Below are 24,917 nucleotides of genomic sequence, written 5' to 3'. Positions count from 1 at the left end.
AAATCTAATGAAAAAGTTTTATTAGGTTTGATATAACTCTTCTTTTTTTGTCTAAATTTCTGTAAAATATTGATTTGATATTAATAAAATATGGATAAATGGTTAAAAATTCTAAATTGTGTATTTTTATTATGGTTAATAGCCTATTTTTACTTTAGAATCTTATAGGAAGGTTTTTTAGTAGGGGAGGCTTTAACATTGTTTAGTGAAGAATTTAGTAAAGTGAATAGTGCTGGCCAAGGAAAAATTGAGCTATTAGATAACAGTAAGGGGCGTTATCTTGTAGCTGCAATTATGGCTGGAATTTATGTAAGTTTTGGTATAATGCTTGCATTTACTATAGGAGGACTTTTAGATGCAGTTGATTCACCAAGCACAAAAATAATTATGGGGGCATCCTTTGGAGTTGCACTTAGTTTAGTTGTATTTGCAGGATCAGAGCTTTTTACAGGAAATAACTTTGTAATGACCATAGGTATGCTTTATAAAAAAATAACTTTAAAACAAAGTTTAAAAATATGGGGAATGGCATATTTAGGAAATATGATAGGATCGTTGATATCTGCAGTTGCTTTTATAGGCGCTGGACTGGCTGTCGGAAGTGTAAGTGAATTTATGATTAAGACGGCTTCTATAAAGATAAGTTTACCTCCAGAGCAACTTATTATAAGAGGAATACTTTGTAATATTTTAGTTTGCTTATCTGTTTGGTGTACTTATAGACTAAAAACAGAAACAGCAAAACTTATAATGATATTTTGGTGTTTATTTGCATTTGTAACTGCTGGATTTGAGCATAGTGTAGCTAATATGAGTTTGATAGCCATAGGTATTATACTAACAAAAGGGATAGAAATATCAGTATCAAGTTATCTTTATAATCTACTGTTTGTAACAATAGGAAATGTTTTGGGTGGAGTAATAGTAGCTTTAGCATATTATTATATATCAAATAAAAGAGAATCAAAGTAGTAATAAAAGCATCTAATTAATTTAGGTGCTTTTATTTTTAACTTATTTATTGAAGAAAGTTTATTTAATTTATGTTATAATAAGCAACAAATATTAAAGAATATAGATTAGATAATGAAAAATATTATTTTATTAGTATTTAAATTTATATAATGTTTGTTTTATATGAAAAGTAGGAGATATTATGAACAAAATAAGTTTAGAACATTTAAGAGAAATAAGTTTTTTTTCAGGGCTTAAAGATGATACTTTAAATTACATATCACAAAACTCTAAGGTTTTAAAAAAGAGAAAAGGGGAACATATCTTTAGAGATAAGGATATTGTAGAAGATATTTATATAGTTATAAAGGGGAAAGTTACACTTTATAAAATGAATGAATATGGTCAAAAAAGAATAGTTTATATATTAGGAGAGGGCGCTTTCTTAAATGAGGTAGTGGTTGATGATTTACCTTCTTCTATAAATGGCGAGGTTTTTGAAAATGCTATTATTTTAAGTATAGATAAAAGTAAGCTTATGAAGGGGATGGGCGAAGATTTTGAGCTTACAAAGGTTGTGCTAAATGAAATGAGTAAGAAGATTAGAAGACTTTATAGGCAGTTGAAGAATGTTACACCAATAAAGTTAGAAAAAAGAGTGGCTGCAAAGCTTTGGAAATTAAGTAAAGACTATGGAAAAGAAGTTGATGAAGGTACACTTATAGATTTGGATATAAGTATAACATATTTGGCAGATATGTTTGGATCTCCAAGGGAGAGTGTTTCAAGAGCTATAAAAACTTTAAGAGATGAAAATTTAATAATTAAAAATAATAAAAAAATAATAATAACTGATAGAGATAAAATTTCTGCATATTTTAAATCAATATCACTTGATTAAAGAGATAAGGTGCTATATCATAGTAATTCAAAAAACTGCTTTATAAGTTTTTTGAATTTTGATATAGCATCTTAATTTATTTCTAGAAATAAATACTAACTTAAAACATAGACATTTTTTTTAAAAGCGAAGTTAGTATTTAGTGTAACAAAAATCACATCATGTTTTTGAATTTCTTTTTATAATAATGATTGTTAAATTATTAATTATCAAAAGGGATTTAATCTAAAGAAGTTTAAATTATTTGATTAAAAGAAAAATTAAGACAATATTTTGGTTATTATAATTAGAATAAAATAAGTTAGTTTAAGAGGTGTTTTATTATGGGCTTAAGACTTACAAAAGATAATTTTGATAAGGTATTAAACTGTCTAAAAGACGAGTATAAGATATACGCTCCTAAAGTTATGGTTGGTAAAGGAAGATTTTCTGATACTAATATGACAAGATATGGAGAGATAAATTCTATAGATGATATAGAATTTAATGAAAAATCTTCTTTTTCTTATAAAGAAGTATTATTGCCAATAACTCAAACTTTATTCTTCTTTACAGAGGATAAATTCAGTGAGGCTAGTGTTGAAGAGAAGAAATTATTAATATTCCTAAGAAGCTGTGATATGCATTCTTTAAGAAGAATTGATGATATATATTTAAGAAACGGATTTGAAGATCCATATTATAAAAAATTAAGAGAAAAAGCAAAGTTCATTGTTATGGGATGTGAAAATAGCTTTGAAAATTGTTTCTGTGTAAGTATGGGGACTAATAAAACTGATGAGTATTCAGCTTATATTGGATTAAAAGATGAAGAAGTAGTATTAGATATAAAAGATAAAGAATTAAAAGAATTATTTAGTGAAGTTCAGTCAAGTGAAGAGGAAGTTATTCCAAAATTTGTTGAAGAGAATGAGACTAAGGTTAATATTCCAGAAGGAATGAGCTTGAACTTAATTAAATCAAAAGTTTGGGATGAGTATTCAGCAAGATGTATAGCTTGTGGAAGATGTAACTTTGTATGTCCAACATGTACTTGCTTTACTATGCAAGATATATTCTATAAGGATAATGAGAATGCAGGAGAAAGAAGAAGAGTTTGGGCTTCTTGTCAGGTTGATGGATATACTGATATGGCTGGTGGACATAGCTTTAGAAAGAGTCATGGAGATAGAATGAGATTTAAGGTTATGCATAAGGTATATGACTATAAAAAGAGATGGGGATATCATATGTGTGTTGGATGTGGAAGATGTGACGATATATGCCCAGAATACATATCTTTTTCAGAGTGTGTAAACAAACTTGAAGATGCTATAGAAGAGGTGAAAGATAATGCATAATGAATATACTCCATTTATATCAAAAATATTAAATGTAAAAAAACATACAGATATAGAATATACTTTTAGAATGGAATTTAAAGGTGAGGTTAAGCCAGGACAATTTTTTGAGGTTTCATTACCTAAATATGGAGAAGCTCCAATTTCAGTAAGTGGTATAGGAGAAAACTATGTAGAACTTACAATAAGAAGAGTTGGAAAAGTAACTAATGAAATTTTTGAAAAGTATGAAGGAGACAAGCTTTTCCTAAGAGGACCTTATGGAAATGGATTTGATATAAATAACTATAAAGGAAAAGAGGTTATAGTTGTAGCTGGAGGGACAGGACTTTCACCAGTTAAAGGTATAGTAGATTACTTCTCAAAAAATCCTAGTGATGCCGAAAGTTTTACACTTATAAGTGGATTTAAAGGCCCTAAGGATATTCTTTTCAAGGATGATATGAAAGAATGGGAAAAGAATATGAATATGATTATAACTGTTGATTCAGCAGAAGAGGGATATGAAGGGCATACAGGACTTGTAACTACATTTATTCCAGACTTAGAAATAAAAGATATGGATAATGTACAAGTTGTAGTTGTTGGTCCTCCAATGATGATGAAGTTTACAGTTTTAGAATTCTTAAAAAGAGGAATTAAAGAGGAAAATATTTGGATATCACAAGAAAGAAAGATGTGTTGTGGCTTAGGTAAATGTGGTCATTGTAAGATAGATGATACATATATTTGCTTAGATGGTCCAGTATTTAACTACACTAAGGGTAAACTTTTAATAGATTAGGAGGAAGGACTATGTCTTTAGATATAAATACTAAAAAACTTAAAAAGAATGCATTCAGAGTTACTAAAAGAAGAGGATATACAGCATCAAGAATAAGAGTTCCAGGTGGGCATTTAGATGCTAAGCTTTTACTTAATATACAAGAAATAGCTGATACATATGGAGATGGTACAGTTCATATAACAACAAGACAAGGTTTTGAAATACCTGGAATAGATATGAGGGATATTCCAGAGGTAAATAAAAAACTTCAGCCTATAATAGAAGCTTTAGAAATAAATCAAGAAAATCCTGGAGATGGATATAATGCAGCTGGTACAAGAAATGTATCTGCTTGTATAGGAAATAATGTTTGTCCATTTGCAAATTATAATACAACAAACTTTGCGAAGAAAATAGAAAAAGCTATATTCCCAAATGATTTGCATTTTAAGATAGCTTTAACAGGATGTCCAAATGATTGTATTAAGGTTAGAATGCATGACTTTGGAATTATGGGAATGACTGAGCCTCAGTATGAGAGAAGTAGATGTGTTTCTTGTGGAGCTTGCGTAAGAGCTTGTAAGAAGAAAGCAACAGGAGCTTTAAGCTTTGAGAATTTCAAAGTTGTTAGAGATGGAAGCAAGTGTATTGGTTGTGGAGAGTGTGTTATGAACTGTCCAACTAGTGCATGGACAAGAAGTGAAGAAAAATATTACAGACTAGCTATAATGGGTAGAACAGGAAAGAAAAATCCAAGATTAGCAGAAGACTTTATCCTATGGGTAGATGAAGAAAGTATAATAAAGATAATTTTAAATACTTACAAATATGTTACTGAATATATAGATAAAAATGCTCCAGGTGGAAAAGAGCATATAGGATATATAATTGATAGAACAGGATTTATGGAATTTAAAAAATGGGCTTTAGAGGGTGTTACCCTTTCAGAGAAGGCATTAATGAAAAATAATGTTTATTGGAGCGGAATACACTACACTAATGGATTTTAAGAAAAAGCACTCTATATAGAGTGCTTTTCCTTATATGTTTGTATATAGGCTTTTACTTATAGCATATATATATCTTTTTGATATAGTTAATAATATATAATTTATTGGGTATATATAATTTTTGTGATATTATAAAATAGAATATTTTAATATTTTTTTAACAAGGATAAGAGAAAAATTAGGAGGCATTTAATGATAGGAATTATAGGGGTTAAAAGAAATATAAATATAGAAATAAGAGAAAAATTAGCCTTATATCCTAAAAGACACAAAAAGTATGTAGACAAATTACTAAGTTCTTTTAAAGAGGTTGTTATAGTAAATACCTGTAATAGAACAGAAATTTATTTTAGCTTTCAAGATGAAATTTCTGAGGATGAGATATTTAGAATAGTATTTGAAGCTTTTGAATGGGATGAAAATTTAAGAGAATATATGTTCTTAGCTAAGGATAGAAGAGCAGTAACCCATCTTATGGAGGTTATATGTGGATTTCATTCAAGAATATTAGGTGAAGATCAAATATTGGGACAAATAAAAGATGCTTATAAGAAGGCAGTTGAGGATAGGAGTATTTATTCAGAATTACAAAAACTATTTGAAAGTGCTATTTCTTGTGGTAAGAAGTTTAAGACTGAGTGTAGGATGTTTGAGGTGCCAGTATCTTCAGTATCAATATCTTTAAATAGTGCTCTAGAAAAAGGGTGCAATAGATTTATGGTTCTTGGATATGGAGAAATAGGAAAGTTAGCTATAAAACATTTGCTTTCACATAAGATTGAAGAGATATATTTAGTTGTTAGAAACAAAGAAAAAGCGAGTGATGTAGATAAGAGATACATAAAGGTAGTTGATTTTATAGAGAAAAACGATTTTATAAATGATGTAGATTGTATAGTTTCCTGTACTTCTGCACCTCATACTGTTGTTAGATTAGAAAATATTTCAGAAGAGGGAAATGACCTTTTTATATATGATTTAGCAGTTCCAAGGGATGTAGATAAAGAACTTTCAGATTACAATAGGGTAATTCTTAGAGATATAGATGAGATAAGTAGAATTGATGATAAGAATAAAATTATAAGAAAAGAAAGAATGGAAGAGTATAAATATATAGTAGAGGAAAGTATAGAAGAGTACATAAATTGGCTTAAAGTTAGGGAGATTTCAAGTAAAATTAGAGCTATAAAGCAAAGAGAAAATGAAATTTGTAGCGAGAGAATAAAAACCTTTGAAAATAAAGGACTTGGAAAAGAAAATAAACTAGCAGAAAGATTGATAAAGAGTACAGCAGATGCTTATGTAAATAGAGCTATAGAAATATTAAAAAGCGAAGTTATAGAGGGAAGTGAGAAATCTTGTATAGAGATAATAGAGAAGATTTTTTTAACTTAGTCCCTATAAATATAATTAGCTCGAAGTTTTTAGTGAAAATTATAGGTGGTGGAAAAGCTGCTTACATAAAAGCTAAAGGGTTGTTAGAAAAGGGATGTTTTGTACATATATTATCAAAGGAGTTCTCTGAAGAGGTTCTATCATTAAAAAACAGTAATTTAACTCTTGAGATAGGAATCTATTATAAGGAGTTTATTAAAAATTCACATTTAGTAATCATAGCAGTAGATGATTATGAATTGGTTAAGGAAATATGTAATGATTGTGATGATGAATACAAAATATACATAAATTCTTCAGACTACAGAAATGGAATGGGATCTATTCCATATAGCAAGTCTTATAAAAATTTAAGTTTCTCAATTAGTAGTAAATTAGGTTCACCAAAAGTTACAAGAGAGATTGGTAAAGAAATAGAACAGATAGTAGAAAAAAATGATGATTATTCAATAATTGTTGCTAATATTAGAAATAAAGCTAAACTTGAAGAAAATAAGAAAGATATTATAGATTTTGTTTCTGGAAAAGAATTTAAAAAAGCTATTTGTGAAAATAGAGAATTTGAATGCTTAAAAAATACCTTTGGAGAAGAAGTTTCTAAGCGTTTAATGAATATAAAATAAATATAGATGAGGTTAAGTGTATGGATTTAATAATAGGAACTAGAAAAAGTAAACTAGCTCAGGTTCAGACAGAAAGAGTAATGGAACTATTAAAAGAAAAGGTTAATGTAGATAGTAAAAAACTTTTAGTCATGACTGAGGGGGATAGAAGATTAGATGTATCTTTAAATAAAATAGGAGGAAAAGGACTTTTTGTTAAGGAAATAGAATTAGCGCTTTTAAATGGAGAAGCTCATGGAGCAGTTCATAGCATGAAGGATGTTCCTTATGAATTACCTAATGAATTTGAATTAGTTGCTATGCCGGAGAGAGAGGATATTAGGGATGCTTTTGTTTCATTAAATGGATCAACTTTATCAAATTTAAGAAATGGAGCAAGAATAGGAACAAGTAGTATAAGACGTGCAGAGCAATTAAAATTATTAAGACCAGATTTAGAAATAGTACCTATAAGAGGAAATGTACAGACTAGAATGAAAAAAATAGTTGATGAGAATTTAGATGGTATTATACTAGCTGCTGCTGGACTTAAAAGACTTGGGATGGAAGATGTGATAAGTGATTACTTTGATCCAATGGTGTTTATTCCAGCTATAGGGCAAGGTGCATTAGGAATAGAATGTGTAAAAAATGGAGAATTTAATCATTACTTTGAAGCCCTAGATAATAAGGAAGTCAGAGTTACTGTTGAAGCAGAAAGAAGTTTTATGAGAGAGTTAAATGGTGGATGTCATAGTTTAATAGGGGCATATTCAGAGACTAAAGGAAATGACCTATATATGATTGGAACGTTTGCTGTAAATAATAAGATAGTAAAAAAAGATATAATTGGGAATAAAGAAGATAATATTTTACTAGGTAAGAAGCTAGCAGAAAAAATATTATCAAATGCTTAGGAGGAACTATGAAGAGTAAAGCTTATATAATTGGAGCACGAACCAGGAGATGAAGAATTATTAACATTGAAGGCTATAAATTCGTTAAAGAAATGTACAGCTGTTTTATATGATAGATTAGTTGGGAATAATATATTAAATTATTTAAATGATGATTGTGAAATATACTATTGTGGAAAAGAACCAGGATGTCATTATAAAACACAGGAAGAAATAAATGAAAGTATAGTTGAACTTGCGAAAAAAGGGCATGTAGTTGGAAGAGTAAAAGGTGGAGATCCATATGTCTTTGGAAGAGGTGGAGAAGAAGTACTAGCTCTTCAAGAGGAGAACATACCTTTTGAAGTTATACCAGGAGTTACCTCTCCTATTTCAGTATTGAATTATGGAGGGATTCCTATAACTCATAGGGGATTAGCTCAAAGTTTCCATATAGTAACTGGGATGTCAGCAAGAACTTTAAATGTAAACTGGGAAGCCTTATCAAAAGAAAATGGAACTTTAGTTTTCATGATGGGACTTTCAAATCTTGAAACTATAGTAGAAAAACTTTTAGAAAATGGTAAAGATATAAATACTCCTTGTGGAGTTGTTATGAGAGGAACAACATCTAAGCAAAGAAAAGTTATAGGTACTTTAGAAAATATTGTTTCTAAAGTTAGAGAGGCCAAATTAGAGTCTCCTTGCATAATAGTTGTTGGAGAAGTTGTTTCATTAAACGAGAAATTATCATGGTATGAAAAACTTCCACTGTTCGGCGCCAATGTATGTATAACTAGATCAAAGAAGCAATCAGAGTCTTTAAAGTGGAAGCTAAAAGAGATGGGAGCAGAAGTTACAGAAATTAATTCAATTGAAATAAAGGATACTTCAAAAAATTTAGATGAATATATTAAAGATTTAAAAGTATATAATCATGTGGTATTTACATCAGTAAATGCAGTTAATATATTCTTTGAATACTTATTTAAAAATAAAATAGATATAAGAGAGTTAAGAGGGAATATTTCAGCTTTAGGAAGAGCAACAGAAAAGGCTTTAGAGGAAAGAGGAATAATTCCAGATATAGTAGGAAAAGCATTTACTGCTGAGGGACTATTTAATGAAATGAGAGAAAGTATTAAAAATGGAGATAGAGTTTTAATACCATGCTCTTCTATAAGTAGCCCTTATTTAGTAGAAGAATTAAACAATTTAGGGGCAGAGTGCACAAGAGTTCACATATATGATACTTTATGTGGAAAAGTAAAAAATCCAAGAGCCTTTAGTGAGGTGGATATGGTATTATATACAAGTCCTTCAACTGTTAAAAATATGGTGGAAATTATTGGCTTAGATGCTATGAAGGAAAAAGAAAGCATATCTATCGGACCAATAACTTCTAATGCCTTAAGGGAAAGAGGAATAGAGTGTAAGGAGTGTAAAATACATTCAGAAGAAGGATTTTTAGAGGAAATAGAGTCTTTTTGGAAAGAACTAAAAAATTAAGTTGTGGTAAAATTAAATATGAACAAAATTACTAAAAATGGATTGGAGGAAGAAAAATGATAAAAAGAGGAAGAAGATTAAGAATAAACGAAGAGATGAGATCTTTAGTTAGAGAAAATTCTTTGACTGCTAATGACTTTATATTTCCTATTTTCGTAGTGGAAGGGGAAAATATAAAAGAAGAAATAAGTTCATTACCAGGAAATTATCATGTTTCTTTAGATAGATTAAACGAAATAGTTGATGAAGTTGTTGCTTTAAATATAAAGGGAGTTATTATTTTTGGTCTTCCAGATCATAAAGATGCTTGTGGTTCAGAAGCTTATTCTGATGAGGGAATAGTTCAAAAGGCTATTAGAAAATTAAGAAAAGATTATGAAAAACTTCTAGTAATAACAGATGTTTGTATGTGTGAATATACAAGTCATGGTCATTGTGGAATAATAGAAGGAAAAGATGTAGATAATGATAAGACTTTAAGTTTCTTAGATAAAATAGCAGTTTCACATGCAAAAGCTGGTGCTCATATGGTGGCTCCTTCAGATATGATGGATGGAAGAATATTATCTATGAGAAACGCTTTAGATGAAGCTGGGTTTGTTAATGTTGGAATAATGAGCTATTCTGCAAAATATTGCTCAGCATTCTATGGTCCGTTTAGAGAAGCTGCAAATTCAGCACCTCAATTTGGAGATAGAAAAACTTATCAAATGGATCCAGCAAATTCTAGAGAAGCTATAAAAGAAGTGGAACAGGACATAGAAGAGGGTGCGGACATTGTTATGGTTAAACCTGCCTTATCATATTTAGATATAGTTAAGGAAGTTAGAGATAGAGTAGATGTACCAGTTTGTGTTTATAATGTAAGTGGTGAGTTTGCAATGGTTAAAGCAGGTGCTAAGCTTGGACTTATAAATGAAAAACAAGTAGCTTTAGAAATGCTTTTATCAATGAAGAGAGCAGGAGCTGATATGATAATAACTTATTATGCAATTGAAGCAGCTAGATGGTTACAAGAATAGTTTAAAACTATAATATAATCAAAAAGTATTTGGTTAATAATCTTATAGTTAGGAGAATAGATATGAACAGAAATAAAGAGATATTTGAAGAATCAAAAAAATATATGCCAGGTGGAGTAAACAGTCCTGTTAGATCATTTGGAAGTGTTGGAATTAATCCTCCAATAATAAAGAGTGGAAATGGTGTTATATTAACAGATGAAGAAGGAAAAAAATATATAGATTTTGTTTTAGCATGGGGACCTATGATTTTGGGTCATTGTGATGAGGATGTTGTAAATGCTATACAAAAGACAACTGCTGAGAGTATTGCATTTGGAGCATCTACAAAGTTAGAATTAGATTTAGCTAAACTTTTATGTGAAACTTTAGACAATATTGACATGATAAGAATGGTTAACTCAGGAACTGAAGCAACAATGAGTGCCATAAAATTAGCTAGAGGATACACAAAGAAAGATAAGATAATAAAATTTGCAGGATGTTATCATGGACATTTTGATGGATTCTTAATAGAAGCTGGATCAGGAGTATTAACAGAAGGAATACCAGGGTGTCTAGGTGTACCTAAGGATAGTATAAAAAATACCTTAATAGGAATATACAATGATGGAGCGCAAGTAGAAGAGCTATTTAATAAATATGGAGATGATATAGCTGCTATAATAATAGAGCCTGTTGCAGGAAATATGGGAGTTGTAAAGTGTGATCCTAAATTCATGAGAAAGCTTAGAGAACTTTGTGATAAGTTTGGAGCACTTCTTATATTTGATGAAGTAATGAGTGGGTTTAGAGTAGCTTATAAAGGAGCTCAAAGTTTATTTGATGTTAAACCAGATTTAGTTACATATGCTAAGATAATGGGAGGTGGACTTCCTTGTGGTGCATATGGTGGAAGAAGAGAAATAATGGAGAATCTATCACCATTAGGAGGCGTTTATCAAGCAGGAACAATGTCAGGGAACCCAATAGTTATGAGTGCAGGACTTGCTACTGTAAACAAACTTAACTCAAATCCAGAATACTATAATCATATAGAAAAAATAGGATCTAAATTAGAAAAAGGTCTTTTAGAAATAGCTAATAAGAAAAAAATTGGTCTTGTTATAAATAGACAAGGTGGAATGATGACTTTATTCTTTACAGATTTAAAAGAAGTTAATTCTTACGATGATGTTAAAACATGTAATGGAGAAAGATTTAAGAGATATTTCTTACATATGTTAGAGAATGGATTTAATATACCACCTTCACAATTTGAAGCAATGTTCTTAAGTGTAAAGCATACAGAAGAGCATGTAGAAAAATTCCTAAAAGCTTTCGAATCTTTTGAAGGATAGAATTTTTAATTTAGCCTCTGTTTTAAGTGTTTGTTGATTTCTAGCTATATCTTCAGACCTAACTTAATTTCGCAAAGAGTTTCTATTGTATATTCCAAAATAATAGCTAAAGCTTTTAAACTCACTAGCGTTCAAACAGAAAAAGCTTCTTAACGCTATTATTCTTCCATAAACAATGAAACTCTAATGCTCATTAAGATGGGCTTTTATCTATATCTAGAAATCAACATTACTTTAAAATAGAGATTAAATTAAAAGATACAGAGAATATTAATATGCTACTAAAAAGACTCTTAGTTAAAATATCTTAACTAAGAGTCTTTTTGCTTATAACTTTTATAATGTTTATCTAGTTTTTATTATTCTACATAAGTGGAGAGACCAGTCTTATAAGGGATTCTCCTATTTTAGAGACTCTTGAACGGTGTCTAAATTTATCAAGTTCTACTTTTTCGCAACATTCCATATCTTTATAGAATTGATTTTCCATTTTTTTTGTTATAGTTTCATCATAAATAAATATATTACTTTCAAAATTTAATGAGAAACTTCTTATGTCCATATTAGCAGTACCTATACTACAAATAGAAGAGTCAGACATTATTGTTTTAGCATGCAAAAATCCATTGTTATAAAGATATATTTTAACTCCAGAATTTATTAATTCTTCAAAATATGAATTAGCAATCCAAGCCATGAAAGCATGGTCAGGGTTACCAGGTAACATTATTTTTACATCAACTCCTGATAGTGCTGAAAGTTTTAAGGCTTCAAGCATTGGTTCATCTAAGACAAAGTATGGTGTTTGAATGAATAAACTTTTTTTAGCAGAGTTTATTATTTTGAAGTATCCATTTTTAATCTGTTGTTCTACATGGTCAGGACCAGATGAAACTATTTGTGCACCAGTAATATCATTAGGAATATTAGAGTCATTAGGAAGTAAAAAATACTTTTTAACATCTATATCTAAGTCGCTTTCGGTAGCATAGCTCCAGTCAAGTAAAAATCTTCCTTCTAAATCATTTATTGCTAATCCTTGGATTTTTGTATGGGTATCACGCCAAAATCCTATATTTTTATCTTTTCCAAGATACTCATCTCCAATATTAAATCCACCTAAGAATGCCACTTTTTTATCAACAACTAGTATTTTTCTATGATTTCTGTAGTTTATTCTAAGATTTATGTATTTAAATAGTCCGGGGAAGAAAACTTTAAATTCTCCACCTGCAGCTTTAAATTTTTCTATATGCTTATTGCTTATAGAATTTCCTATGGAGTCAACTAGAAGTTTAACTTCAACACCTTCTTCAGCTTTCTTGGTTAAAAGGTCAAGAAATTTTTCTCCTATATCATCACTTTTAAATATGTAGAATTCCATGTGTATAAAGTCTTTTGCTTCACTTATACTCCTTAGCATATCATTAAATAAGTCATTTGCATCAAAATGTAAATCAATATGATTATGCTTTGTATATGTTGAGTTATCATTATTGAAGTTCATCATGATTAAGTCTTTATACTTTATAGATGCTCCTTCTAGGTTGAACTCTTCTTTAAATGAATTTAGATATTTTTGCTTTGTCTTGTCACTTACTATTTTTCTTTTAAATGTTCTTTCTCGTGTTATGTTTTGACCAAACAAAATGTAGAATATAAATCCAAGTACAGGTATAAAAGTTAAGATAAGAATCCAAGCCCATGTGGTTGAAGGGTTCTTTCTTTCAAAAAAAATAATTGATAATATCAATAAAATGTTTATGCCAAACATTATATTTATAAAAGTATGCATAAAAACCTCCTTAGTAGTTTTTTATAAGACTATGTTTTAAAACATAGTTCTTAATAAAATAATTTACCAGCTTTAAGTAGAGGAGTAACTTAAGACTGGTAAATTTAGAGTTATCTTATATATAGTTGCTCTAAAAGTTCATTTGTATTTACAGTAGAGTTCTTATTGCTTGTTGCAATAAGCTTTATTCCTTTATAACTTATTCTAAGTTTACATCTACTATTTTTAAGTTCATTTGCAAATTCAAGAATAGATGAAGTATCTATATCCATATTAAATACACTTAGTATAGTAAGATAAAGATATTCTGTATAAATATATTTATGATCTGCATAGTCATCATAAGAATCTATATTTTCGCATATGAACTTAACATAATCATCTATATCATTAAAAATTTCAGAAAGTTTATCTCTATATATAAATTTTAAAGAATCTATTTCTAAGAAAGATTTGCTTAAAGCAGATAATATATCTTCTTTAATTATAAATACTTCTTCAGAAGAGAATTTTAAATAAAGATTTAAATAAGAATCTCTTTTAGAGAAGATTGTTTCTAAGTATTTTATAAATGAATCAAAGTCTTCTCTATTGTTTCCAGGCTCTATTTGGAATAATATCTTAAAGAATAAGTTCCAGTGAAAATCATAGTTCATAGCATGTGCTAATTTATTTCCTATACGAGTAGAGAAGTCAGATTCAAAATCAATAGGTTCAATTCCTATAGATAGTTTGTTTTTAAATGATATAGAATCCTTAAATACTTCATTTAATCTTACTGAAGTATTTACAAATGTATTGTAGTATTCCTGTGGTGTATTGCAGTTATTTTTAGTGAATATATAATCTATTATTATGTCACAGGCATTTCTAAAATCTACAGATATTCCTAAATCATGTTTTACTTTAGAAGAGTATATGTCATAAATCATTTTAGAAAGAAGAATTTCTATGCCTTCTTTTTTTAGTCCCATTCCAGGATTATTATCCATATGAGAATTTACATGATTAAATATTGTAAGTAATTGATTATCTATTAAACATAAATTGTTTTTTATAGAATGTAATATGTTTTTATAAAATTTATCTCCTAAAATCATATTGTAGTTTTTATAGATTATTTTATGTTCAATTTCTCCCCAAAAGTTATTTACCATTGATTTGATTTGAAGTTCGAAATTGAATCTTTCACCTTCATTTAATATAAAACCATCGACTCTATATAGTTCAAAACCATTTTTTTGTTTTAAAGGTTGATGTTCATTAAGGTCTAAAAATATATTTGGACTTTGAGCAGAATAAGAGTAGCCCTCTTTATTAGTAGAATTAAACACTGCTCTTATAAATTTAAAAATATGTTCTTCATCTTCTATAAATCTACATTCAATCCTAACACCAATTAAATCAGAAAGATTTTTTAATAAATCATCAGCTGAATCATATTTTAAATAGTAATTATGTCTTATTATTTTTTCTTTTAAGCTTGATGCAGATTTTACTCTTGTAGATATATTGAAAAAACCTTCACAAGAATTTTCAAGCAAAGAGTAGAAGAAATCATCAAGTAAGTTTGCACTATATGCTAACTCTTTCTTTATATCTTTAAGTAAATCTAAAGTACTGTTAGTAAATTCAAAAACTTTTAATTCCAAGTCTAAAACACCATCCTTATTAGTTATCTTAATTAAGTCAGTATACTTTAATGATAACAACATATGTTAAGTATAACAATATAATTAATTAAAATAATATTAGTATTAAAAACATATAATTATAATTACTTACTATTAAAGAGAAAAAAATCAAAATTATATAGAAAAATATTATGAATTTTTTATTGGTCAAAAGCAGTTAAGATAAAGTTTTTTTACTAAAATAAGAATAGAATAAGATTTTTAATAATAAAAGCTATTATTTAATAAATTATTTTTAAAGAAAAACGATTGCTAATTAATATATTGGTAAAGATTATAAAAGTCAGAAATAGACTTTGACTTTCTTTGACTTTTGTAGTATTATAATTACATAAGAGAAACACAAGAGAATATTGAGGTGATAAAATGAATGCAGATAAAATGACATTAAGAGTACAACAAAGTTTAAATGATGCTTATGAAATAGCAGTTAAATATAACAATCAACAATTAGATGTAATCCACTTATTTTCAGCATTAGTGAATCAAAAGGATGGATTAATACCTAATATATTTGAAAAAATGGGTGTTAATATAGAGTCATTAAAAAATGACATTCATGTTCAAATAGATAGAATGCCTAAGGTTTTAGGTGAGGCAGCACAATCATCAGGTGTTACTGCAACTAGAAGAATAAATGAAGTTTTAATAAAAGCAGAAGAAATTTCAAAGCAATTTGAAGATTCATATATAAGTGTTGAGCATGTAATGCTTGCAATAATGGAAATAGATAAAAATGGAGCTGTAGGAAGCATACTAAGTAAAAACAACATAACTAAAGATGGATTCCTAAAAGTTTTAACTGAGGTTAGAGGAAGTCAAAGAGTAGACTCACAAGATCCAGAAGGAACTTATGAAGCTTTAGATAAATATGGAACAAATTTAATTGAACTTGTTAAACAACATAAGTTGGATCCTGTAATAGGAAGAGATGAAGAAATAAGAAGAGCTGTTAGAATTCTTTCAAGAAAAACTAAGAATAACCCAATACTTATAGGAGAACCTGGTGTAGGTAAAACTGCTATAGTAGAAGGATTAGCAGAAAGAATTGTAAGAGGAGATGTACCAGAAGGTTTAAAAGATAAAGTAATCATTTCATTAGATATGGGTGCTTTAATTGCTGGTGCAAAATACAGAGGAGAATTTGAAGAAAGATTAAAAGCTGTATTAAAAGAAGTTCAAAGTTCAGAAGGAAAAATACTTTTATTCATAGATGAAATTCACACAATAGTTGGAGCTGGTAAAACAGATGGAGCTATGGATGCAGGTAATTTAATCAAACCATTACTTGCAAGAGGGGAACTTCATTGTATAGGTGCTACAACTTTTGATGAGTACAGACAATACATTGAAAAAGATAAGGCTTTAGAAAGAAGATTCCAACCGATTATAGTTGAAGAACCAACAGTTGAAGAAACTGTATCAATTTTAAGAGGATTAAAAGAAAGATTTGAAATTCATCATGGAATTAGAATTCATGATTCAGCAATTGTTGCGGCTGCAAAACTTTCTCATAGATATATTCAAGATAGATACTTACCAGATAAAGCTATTGATTTAATTGATGAAGCTGGTGCAATGATTAGAAGTGAAATAGATTCTCTTCCAACTGAATTAGATATTATAAGAAGAAAAATTCTAATGCTTGAAACAGAAAAAGAAGCATTATCAAAAGAAAGCGATGAAGCTTCAAAAGCAAGATTAGTTGCTTTAGAAAAAGAACTTGCTGATCTTCAAGATAAAAATGATGAAATGACAATTAAGTATGAAAAAGAAAAAGCTCATATTTCTGGAATAAGAGATTTAAAAGCTGAGTTAGATGAAGCTAGAGGGTTAGCTGAACAGTATGAGAGACAATATGATTTAAATAAAGTTGCTGAACTTAAATATGGAAGAATTCCAGAACTTGAACGTCAAATAAAAGAACAAGAAGAAAATATGGAAAAAGATAATGAAGGTGCATTATTAAAAGAAGAAGTTACTGAAAATGAAATTTCAGAAATTATCTCAAAATGGACTGGAATTCCTGTTACTAAACTTGTTGAAAGTGAAAGAGAAAAACTTTTAAGATTAGAAGAAGAATTAAGAGAAAGAGTAATAGGTCAAGATGAGGCTACAACAGCTGTTGCTAATGCTGTAATAAGAGCTAGAGCAGGACTTAAAGATGAAAGAAAACCAATTGGTTCATTTATATTCTTAGGACCTACTGGTGTTGGTAAAACAGAACTTGCTAAAACATTAGCTAGAAACTTATTTGATAGTGAAGATAATATTGTAAGAATAGATATGTCAGAGTACATGGAAAAACATGCTGTATCTAGATTAATAGGACCTCCTCCAGGATATGTTGGATATGAAGAAGGTGGTCAATTAACAGAGGCTGTTAGAAGAAATCCATATTCAGTAATACTATTTGATGAAATAGAAAAAGCTCACGATGATGTATTTAACTTATTCCTTCAAATATTAGATGATGGTAGATTAACAGATAACAAAGGTAAAACTGTTGATTTCAAAAATACTATAATCATAATGACTTCTAACATAGGAAGTAGTTATTTATTAGAAAATAAATCAGCTGAAGGTGTAGAAGAAGATGTTAGAGACAATGTAATGAACGAAATGAAATTAAGATTTAAACCAGAATTCTTAAACAGAGTAGATGATATTATAATGTTTAGACCATTAAGTAGTGAAGGAATTAAGAAGATTATAGATATATTCTTAAGAGATGTTGAAAATAGATTAAGAGAAAGAAATATAACTTTAGAGGTTACAGACAATGCTAAAGCAATATTAGCAGAGGAAGGATATGATCCAATCTATGGAGCAAGACCATTAAAAAGATATATCAGTAATGTCTTAGAAACTGAAATAGCTAAGAAAATAATTGGTGGAGAAATCTATGATGGATCTATTGCATTAATAGATGGAGCAGATGAAAAAATAACTGTTACAAGAAAATAATAAATTTTCTTAAATGAAAAAGAGTCTACATATATGTTTAACGCATATATGTAGGCTTTTTTTATATTGTAAAATTTTAATAAATTGAAAAATTTTTAAGAACAATATGGAAATAATAATATAAATAGGAATATTTTAAAGAATGTTCATAAAATACTATAGAAAATTGATAAATTTATCATTATAATTGTTTACAAGGAACGAGAATAAAAATTTTAACGATTAAATAATAATAAATTAAAAAAGGAGAGATGACAAAGTGGAACTGATAGGTATATTAATTGTAATAGTAGGATTTGCTTTAAAGTTTGATACTATAGCGGTTGTACTAGTAGCAGGATTGGCAACAGGATTAGTAGCAGATATGAGTGTTTATGAGATATTAGAAAAGTTAGGTTCAACTTTTGTAAGTCAGAGACACATGACTTTATTTATTTTAACACTTCCAGTAATAGGTATGTGTGAAAGATTTGGATTGAAGGAGAGAGCTATAACTTTAATAAAAGGTATGAAGAATATGTCTACTGGAAAGCTTTTAAGTTGTTATCTTTTCATTAGACAAGTTGGAGCAGCTGTATCATTAAGATTAAGTGGACAAGCTCAGTTTATAAGACCTCTTATAAATCCAATGGCTCAAGGAGCTGCAGTTAGTAAATATGGAAAATTAGATGATAAAGATGAAGATTTAATAAAGGGAACAGCAGCAGCTATGGATAACTATGGTAACTTCTTCGGGCAAAATGTATTTTTAGCAAGTTCAGGGGTTCTTTTAATAGCAGGAACTTTAGAAGAATTGGGGTATGGAGTTAGCACTTTAGAAATAGCAAAAGCTTCAGTTCCAATAGCTATAATAGCTTTAATATTAGGAGTTTTACAAAATCGTATTTTAGATAAGAAGTTGAGTAAGAATCTATCAAAGAATACAGAAGAAGTTAAGTAAGGAGGAATAGTACCATGGATATGAAGATGATTTCTAATATATTACTTGAAATATTTTATGTAATAGTTGGTCTTTTAATGTTAAATACGGCAATAGATACATTAAAGGACAAAAATCATAAGACGAGAATTGGAACTGCAATATTTTGGAGCATACTAGCTATTATATTTATTGCAGGGGCATATATTCCACCAGTAATAGTAGGAGGGTTACTTCTTGCAATCGGTGGATTAACAGCAGGTAAGCAAGTTAATATAGGAAACTTAAAAATGCCTAATGTTGATTTTGCAGAAATGCAAGCAGGAAAGTTAAAAAATAAAATATTTATACCTTCAATAGTTATTGCTATTGGATCTTTAGTAATAGCTCAGTTTACTGATTTATCAGGTACTGTAGCTATAGGTATAGCATCCGTAGCAGCAGTTATAGCAACATTTGCTATATTAAAAGCTAAACCAAAACATTTAGTTGAAGATAGTAATAGAATGGTTCAGTCAGTTGGATCAACTAGTATATTACCACAGCTTTTAGCAGCATTAGGAACTGTATTTACAGCAGCTGGAGTAGGGGATGTTATCTCTTCTAGTATATCAACATTTATACCAGAGGGAAATATATTAGCAGGAGTAATTGCATATTGTGTAGGTATGGCAGTATTCACAATGATAATGGGAAATGCGTTTGCAGCATTCTCAGTTATAACAGTTGGAATAGGATTACCATTTGTATTTGCTCAAGGAGCTAATGTTGCTATAGCAGGAGCTTTAGCTTTAACAGCAGGGTACTGTGGAACATTATTAACTCCTATGGCAGCTAACTTCAATGTTATGCCAGCAGCACTTTTAGAAACTAAAGATAAGAATGTAGTTATGAAGTGTCAGAGTTTATTTTCTATAGCATTATTAATTATACATATAGCATTAATGTACTTCCTAGCATTCTAAAGATAATATATAATAAGTGTTTTAAAAATTCTTTGTGACTTAAAATAGCCTAAAATTAAATGAATTTAGAGTTTTATGTCGAAATATTTTAAGTATAAATATATTTAAAGAAAAGGAGAATATGAAAATGAAAGTATTAATTACAGGATTTGATCCCTTTGGAGGAGAAAGCGTAAATCCCGCATTAGAGGCTGTAAAAATGTTACCGGAAAACATAGCTGGAGCTGAGGTTATAAAATTAGAAATACCTACAGTTTTCAGAAAGTCTCTTGAGAAAATAGAAGAAAAGATAGAAGAAATAAATCCAGATGTAGTTATATCTATAGGTCAAGCTGGTGGAAGATTTGGAATAACTCCAGAGAGAGTAGCTATAAACATGGATGATGCAAGAATAAAGGATAATGAAGGAAATCAGCCAATAGATACTACAATATATGAAGATGGTGAGTCTGCTTACTTTAGTAATCTTCCAATAAAGGCTATGGTTAAAGAGATGATTGAAGGAGGGATTCCAGCATCAGTTTCAAATACAGCAGGAACTTTTGTATGTAACCATGTTATGTATGGAGTTCTGTACTTAGTAAATAAGAAATATGAGAATATAAGAGCAGGGTTTATTCATGTGCCGTATATACCAAATCAAGTTTTAAATAAGCCTAATACACCTTCTATGTCAATTAATGATATAGCTAAGGGATTAGAACTCTCTATAAAAGCTATAGTTTTAAATTCAGAAGATATTAAAGCTGTGGGAGGAGCTGTTTGCTAATGTTAGAACCTAGGATAAAAAGAAAAATCTTTGTATATGGAAGTTTAAGAACAGGGTTTTTTAATTATGATAAATACTTAAAAGGAAAAGTTATAAAAAGTGAATTAGGAAGAGTTAAAGGAAAGCTTTATCATATGCCACACAAGGGATATCCAGCCTTAATTGAAGGTGACGATTGGATTTATGGTGAGGTTATGACAATTCTTGATTATGAGAATGTTATAAATTCTATGGATTTAATGGAAGGGTATTTAGGTCTTAATAATAAAGATAATGAATATAACAGAATAGAGATGGAGGTTGATATGATTGGAAAGAAGTCAACTGAAAAATGTTATGTTTATTACTATGCTATGAATGATAAAGAAACTTTTGAAAAGAATAGTGTTTTAATAGAGGATGGTAACTGGAGAAGTTTCATGCTTCAAGAGGTATCCTAGAGAAACATATTAAATATATCAATTAAAATAAGAAGAGAGGAAAATTCCTCTCTTCTTATTTTTTTATGATTTTTATTTCATTGATTGTTCGTATTTTTCTACCATTCTTTTAACCATTTCTCCACCAACGCTTCCGCATTCTTTTGAGCTTAGGTTTCCATTATAGTCTGAGAATGGTACACCCATTTCATTTGCTACCTCATTCTTAAATTTTGCTAATCCGTTTTTTGCTTCTGGAACTAATTGTGCCATTTTGAATTCCTCCTTTTAAGTTAAATGAGATTTTTTGAAAGGTTAAGTTTTTCTTTTCCTTTCGCTATTATGATGTGCAGAAATGGATTTAATAAACTATAAAATAATAGCCAACACAGGATAAAAAAAGTCTAAATGGTATAAATTGATAAAAGAACTTATTATATATAATTTAAAGATGAATTTATTATTAAATATGAGATTTTTATTTAAATAAGATTATCTTTTAGCTCATTTAAATAAAAAACTCAAACAGAATTATTATCTGCTTGAGCCTATATTTTTATACGTTAAATTTTAAATCTTTGAATGCAGTGAATCCATGTGATGAATCAGCCTCTTTTACAGCTTTTATTATGGCTTTTTCCATAACCTGAGCTGCTAAAAGCCCTACAACATTTATATCAGCATCAACTTTATTTGAAGAGAGAGCAAATATTGTATCGCCATCAAACATTGTATGAGCAGGTCTTATAGTTCTTCCAAATCCATTTTGGGCCATGGAAGCTATTTTGTTTATCTGTGCTTTAGTAAAGTTTCCATTAGTAACAATACATCCTATAGTTGTATTTCCTTTAAAAACATCTCTAGGTTTTGAGTAATTAAGAATTAAGCTTTCTTCAGTATTTATGAAGGCATTCATATCCTCACTTAAACCACCAGCAATTATTTTATTATTACTTGGATCGACTATATCACCAAGACTATTAACACCTACGATTGCACCTACTTTTAAATCTCCAACTTGGATAGCATAGCTTCCAAATCCACCTTTCATAGCAAATTTAGGGTTTATGGCCTTACCAACAGTAGCACCAGTTCCACAACCGATATTTCCGTTGATTGAATCATCAAATTCTTCAGCGTGGATACAAGCGTCAATTCCCATTTGCTTATCAGGTCTTACCTTAGAATCTCCGCATACTAAATCAAATAAAACAGCTCCACATACTATTGGAACCTTAGCTACACCAACATCAAAACCAACATCTTTTTTCTCTAAATATTCCATAACACCAGAGCATGAATCAAGTCCAAAGGCAGATCCTCCAGAGAGAACAACGGCATGAACTTTATCAACCATCTCCATTGGATTTAAAAGGTCAGTTTCTCTAGTTCCAGGAGCACCACCACGAACATCAACTCCACCTGAGGCACCTTCTTCACATATTAAAACAGAGCAGCCTGTTGCAGCCACTTTATTCTGAGCATGTCCTAATTTAAATCCTTCTATATCTGTAATCTTTATTTCAAACATTATATAACACCTCACATATAAAGTTATAGCGCATAGCTTTAAAAACTATACGCTAAATTATAATCTATTAAAATTTATTTAAATATTTTTCTAACTCCAAGTACAACTGGTATTGATATTAAAGCAGAAATAAATGCTTCTGGAATACCATTGGTTACACCTATTCCTAATAAAGTAAACTTAGCAGCTTGGTCTGAAATCCCCAAAGCTACTGCATATCTCTCTAAATAGAAAACATATGTTAATCCGAGTACACCAACTGTATTTATTAATGTTCCTAATACGGAAGCAGTACCTATTGATAAGGCTTCTTCTTTATTTTTGTGCTTGAACTTAGTCATAACAAGCATACTAACAACAAAGAATAAAACTGCAATTATAGTTGATGGTACAAAAGAATTTGTTAAAGCAGCTATGCTTATAAATAAAAGTAAACTTAAAACAAGTGAACTTATAAAAGTTGTTACTTTTAAATTTTTCTTAGCTCCCTTAATCATAGAAATGTAAACATAATAACTCACAACACCTATTAATACTCTTGGAACTAAAGCTATAATAGGGTTCCAGAACATAAAGCTTGTTGGGAGTGGTGCGGTAAAAGCTTGGTACATTGAGAATAACCCAAATACTAAACCTATTAATCCCCCTACAATAGGACCCTCAATAATTGCTCCAATAATAACTGGTATGTGCATAATAGTAGCTTTAACAGGTGGTATATTTATAAATCCTAATCCTGTTAATCCTAAGAATATTGATATACCTGATAGCATACCAACAATAACTAGTTTCCTAGTTTTTTGGCGAGTTTGATAAACTGCACTCATTTTCTCTCCTCCGTTCTTATTCCTTCATGGATATAATTCGGTTGTTAAATTTTTAACCGCAAAAATAGTTCAGCTTCTAATCATAGAATACCGACATTGATATTTTATCATTAAGGATGAAATCAATTCAATACAAAAAGGAAAATTTGTGCAAAGATATAAATGGAATAAAAGACAAAATGGCTTGTATAAAGGAATTATAGCTATAAAGTAGTAATTTTCTGACAATTCTTAATATGTATTTAAATTATAAAAAAGTGTTAAAATAATATAAAATTGTAGGTATATATTATTATAAATCTAAAATTTTATATGAAATGTTGTTTGTAAATTATAGAAAAGTAAACATTAAATCTAGAGGTATTAGTACAAAATAATATCTAACTTTTAACAAAGGATAGTTGAAAGTTCATTCATTTAAACGTTTATAGAGTGGAAATGTGTAAAAAATAGGATGAAAAAATAAGAAACTTAGAAAGTGAGGTAAGTATTATGGATGATAAAGAATTATTTGAAGAGATTAACACACATTTATTAGAAGATGAAATTCCTTCAAAATACTTAATTAATCTTAAAGAAAAAGGAATTTTAGAAAAATCATTTTTAAGTATAATTAGTGATTTAGAAAAAGTAGAGCAAGAAGAAAAGCATCACCCAGAGGGAAATGTATGGAATCATACAGTTCAGGTAATAGATGAAGCGGCAGAACAAAGAGAAAAAGCTAATAATAGAAGAGAGTTTATGTGGGCAGCCTTGCTTCATGATATAGGTAAGAAAGCAACTACAAAGATTAGAAAAGGAAGATGGACTGCCTATGATCATGATAGAGTAGGTGCTAATGAAGCTAAGGGGATATTAGAAAATGTTACAGATGATAAAGATTTTATAGAAGGAGTGAGCAACTTAATAAGATATCATATGTCTTATTTGTATGTGGTAAAGAATTTACCTTTTGTAAAACCAGAGGATATTGTTTTAAGTTCAGATGTTTATGATGTAGCTTTATTAACGTATTGTGATAGAATTGGACGTGGAGAAAAAACTCTTAAAGAAAAGATAGAGATTGTGGAATCTATAAATGAATTTATAGAAAAAATAAACAGTATTTCTAATAAAAAATATGAAAAATTAGATATTATAGAGAAATAAGTATTTGATTTTTGTAACAAAAATATATATAATGACTATTATAAATTAAAATTCAATATGTTCGGATGAAGGTAATGGGAGAGTGATATTTAAGTATATCCACCGAAGAGGGAAATCTTTCAGGTATTAGGACCGTTACTGGACGAG

At 29.2% G+C, this 24,917-nt stretch carries 20 protein-coding genes, 3 pseudogenes and 1 riboswitch; of the genes and pseudogenes, 17 read left to right on the top strand and 6 right to left on the bottom strand.

What is annotated here, in order from left to right:
* Positions 1–198 precede the first annotated feature (198 nt).
* The 11 genes and pseudogenes from ACQZHJ_RS10605 (at position 199) to hemL (ending at position 11,735) form a co-directional block, all read left to right on the top strand.
* Entirely contained in the window at positions 199–972 is a 774-nt protein-coding gene (locus ACQZHJ_RS10605; RefSeq protein ID WP_430485522.1) for a formate/nitrite transporter family protein, read from the top strand.
* A 184-nt stretch (positions 973–1,156) separates the two neighbouring features.
* On the top strand, positions 1,157–1,855 hold the full coding sequence (locus ACQZHJ_RS10600; RefSeq protein WP_430485521.1) for a Crp/Fnr family transcriptional regulator: 699 nt from the start codon (positions 1,157–1,159) through the stop codon (positions 1,853–1,855).
* Between the two features lie 323 nt (positions 1,856–2,178).
* Positions 2,179–3,195: an anaerobic sulfite reductase subunit AsrA gene (gene asrA / locus ACQZHJ_RS10595; protein ID WP_430485520.1), complete on the top strand. Its 1,017-nt coding sequence runs from the start codon at positions 2,179–2,181 to the stop codon at positions 3,193–3,195.
* Positions 3,188–3,979 (top strand): anaerobic sulfite reductase subunit AsrB, encoded by a 792-nt coding sequence (gene asrB, locus ACQZHJ_RS10590; RefSeq protein WP_430485519.1) that lies wholly within the window; start codon positions 3,188–3,190, stop codon positions 3,977–3,979. The genes asrA and asrB overlap by 8 nt, the downstream gene beginning before the upstream one ends.
* Positions 3,980–3,990: 11 nt before the next feature.
* Complete coding sequence (gene asrC, locus ACQZHJ_RS10585) at positions 3,991–4,971, top strand: sulfite reductase subunit C (protein WP_430485518.1); 981 nt, start codon at positions 3,991–3,993, stop codon at positions 4,969–4,971.
* Positions 4,972–5,163: 192 nt separating this feature from the next.
* Positions 5,164–6,366, top strand: a complete 1,203-nt coding sequence (gene hemA, locus ACQZHJ_RS10580) for a glutamyl-tRNA reductase (protein ID WP_430485517.1) — start codon at positions 5,164–5,166, stop codon at positions 6,364–6,366.
* Positions 6,330–6,989 carry an NAD(P)-dependent oxidoreductase gene (locus ACQZHJ_RS10575; protein WP_430485516.1) on the top strand — a complete coding sequence of 220 codons (660 nt, stop codon included), beginning with the start codon at positions 6,330–6,332 and terminating at the stop codon, positions 6,987–6,989. The genes hemA and ACQZHJ_RS10575 overlap by 37 nt, the downstream gene beginning before the upstream one ends.
* Positions 6,990–7,009: 20 nt before the next feature.
* The gene (gene hemC, locus ACQZHJ_RS10570) at positions 7,010–7,885 is read left to right on the top strand and encodes a hydroxymethylbilane synthase (RefSeq protein ID WP_430485515.1); all 876 of its coding nucleotides are present in this window, start codon (positions 7,010–7,012) and stop codon (positions 7,883–7,885) included.
* Positions 7,886–7,893: 8 nt separating this feature from the next.
* Positions 7,894–9,373: pseudogene (gene cobA, locus ACQZHJ_RS10565) on the top strand (uroporphyrinogen-III C-methyltransferase).
* A gap of 56 nt (positions 9,374–9,429) precedes the next feature.
* Positions 9,430–10,395 carry a porphobilinogen synthase gene (gene hemB / locus ACQZHJ_RS10560; RefSeq protein WP_430485514.1) on the top strand — a complete coding sequence of 322 codons (966 nt, stop codon included), beginning with the start codon at positions 9,430–9,432 and terminating at the stop codon, positions 10,393–10,395.
* A 62-nt stretch (positions 10,396–10,457) separates the two neighbouring features.
* On the top strand, positions 10,458–11,735 hold the full coding sequence (hemL, locus tag ACQZHJ_RS10555; protein ID WP_430485513.1) for a glutamate-1-semialdehyde 2,1-aminomutase: 1,278 nt from the start codon (positions 10,458–10,460) through the stop codon (positions 11,733–11,735).
* A 364-nt stretch (positions 11,736–12,099) separates the two neighbouring features.
* Here the strand turns inward: hemL and cls are convergent, their stop codons facing one another.
* Complete coding sequence (cls, locus tag ACQZHJ_RS10550; RefSeq protein ID WP_430485512.1) at positions 12,100–13,530, bottom strand: cardiolipin synthase; 1,431 nt, start codon at positions 13,528–13,530, stop codon at positions 12,100–12,102.
* Positions 13,531–13,640: 110 nt separating this feature from the next.
* Entirely contained in the window at positions 13,641–15,245 is a 1,605-nt protein-coding gene (locus ACQZHJ_RS10545; RefSeq protein WP_430485511.1) for a GTP pyrophosphokinase, read from the bottom strand.
* A 345-nt stretch (positions 15,246–15,590) separates the two neighbouring features.
* On the opposite strand from ACQZHJ_RS10545, the gene clpB reads away from it, so the two are divergent.
* The 5 genes from clpB to ACQZHJ_RS10520 all read left to right on the top strand — a co-directional run bounded on the left by clpB (position 15,591) and on the right by ACQZHJ_RS10520 (position 21,284).
* The gene (gene clpB / locus ACQZHJ_RS10540) at positions 15,591–18,191 is read left to right on the top strand and encodes an ATP-dependent chaperone ClpB (protein WP_430485510.1); all 2,601 of its coding nucleotides are present in this window, start codon (positions 15,591–15,593) and stop codon (positions 18,189–18,191) included.
* 259 nt (positions 18,192–18,450) lie between these two features.
* Entirely contained in the window at positions 18,451–19,131 is a 681-nt protein-coding gene (locus ACQZHJ_RS10535) for a DUF969 domain-containing protein (protein ID WP_430485509.1), read from the top strand.
* 14 nt (positions 19,132–19,145) lie between these two features.
* A complete protein-coding gene (locus ACQZHJ_RS10530) occupies positions 19,146–20,075 on the top strand; it encodes a DUF979 domain-containing protein (protein ID WP_430485508.1) in 930 nt (309 codons plus the stop codon).
* Positions 20,076–20,202: 127 nt separating this feature from the next.
* Positions 20,203–20,844, top strand: a complete 642-nt coding sequence (gene pcp, locus ACQZHJ_RS10525) for a pyroglutamyl-peptidase I (RefSeq protein WP_430485507.1) — start codon at positions 20,203–20,205, stop codon at positions 20,842–20,844.
* Entirely contained in the window at positions 20,844–21,284 is a 441-nt protein-coding gene (locus ACQZHJ_RS10520) for a gamma-glutamylcyclotransferase family protein (protein ID WP_430485506.1), read from the top strand. The genes pcp and ACQZHJ_RS10520 overlap by 1 nt, the downstream gene beginning before the upstream one ends.
* A 72-nt stretch (positions 21,285–21,356) precedes the next feature.
* On the opposite strand, the gene ACQZHJ_RS10515 is transcribed toward ACQZHJ_RS10520, so the two are convergent.
* The 4 genes and pseudogenes from ACQZHJ_RS10515 to ACQZHJ_RS10500 all read right to left on the bottom strand — a co-directional run.
* Entirely contained in the window at positions 21,357–21,536 is a 180-nt protein-coding gene (locus ACQZHJ_RS10515; protein WP_430485505.1) for an alpha/beta-type small acid-soluble spore protein, read from the bottom strand.
* Positions 21,537–21,819: 283 nt separating this feature from the next.
* Positions 21,820–22,794, bottom strand: coding sequence for a P1 family peptidase (locus ACQZHJ_RS10510; RefSeq protein WP_430485504.1), 975 nt, complete (start codon positions 22,792–22,794; stop codon positions 21,820–21,822).
* Positions 22,795–22,868: 74 nt separating this feature from the next.
* A pseudogene (locus tag ACQZHJ_RS10505) lies at positions 22,869–23,177 on the bottom strand (ECF transporter S component); the annotation flags it as partial.
* Between the two features lie 120 nt (positions 23,178–23,297).
* Positions 23,298–23,621 (bottom strand): annotated as a pseudogene (locus ACQZHJ_RS10500) (ECF transporter S component); the annotation flags it as partial.
* Between the two features lie 492 nt (positions 23,622–24,113).
* On the opposite strand from ACQZHJ_RS10500, the gene ACQZHJ_RS10495 reads away from it, so the two are divergent.
* Positions 24,114–24,770 (top strand): HDIG domain-containing metalloprotein, encoded by a 657-nt coding sequence (locus ACQZHJ_RS10495; RefSeq protein WP_430485503.1) that lies wholly within the window; start codon positions 24,114–24,116, stop codon positions 24,768–24,770.
* A gap of 65 nt (positions 24,771–24,835) precedes the next feature.
* A riboswitch (glycine riboswitch) is annotated at positions 24,836–24,915 on the top strand.
* The last annotated feature ends 2 nt before the right edge of the window (positions 24,916–24,917 follow it).

The sequence above is a fragment of the Clostridium sp. B9 genome (genome assembly GCF_050509515.1).
GTDB lineage: Bacteria > Bacillota > Clostridia > Clostridiales > Clostridiaceae > Sarcina.
The sequence above is the reverse complement of the archived record's forward strand: the minus strand, read 5'-3'. Positions and strand labels throughout refer to the sequence as shown.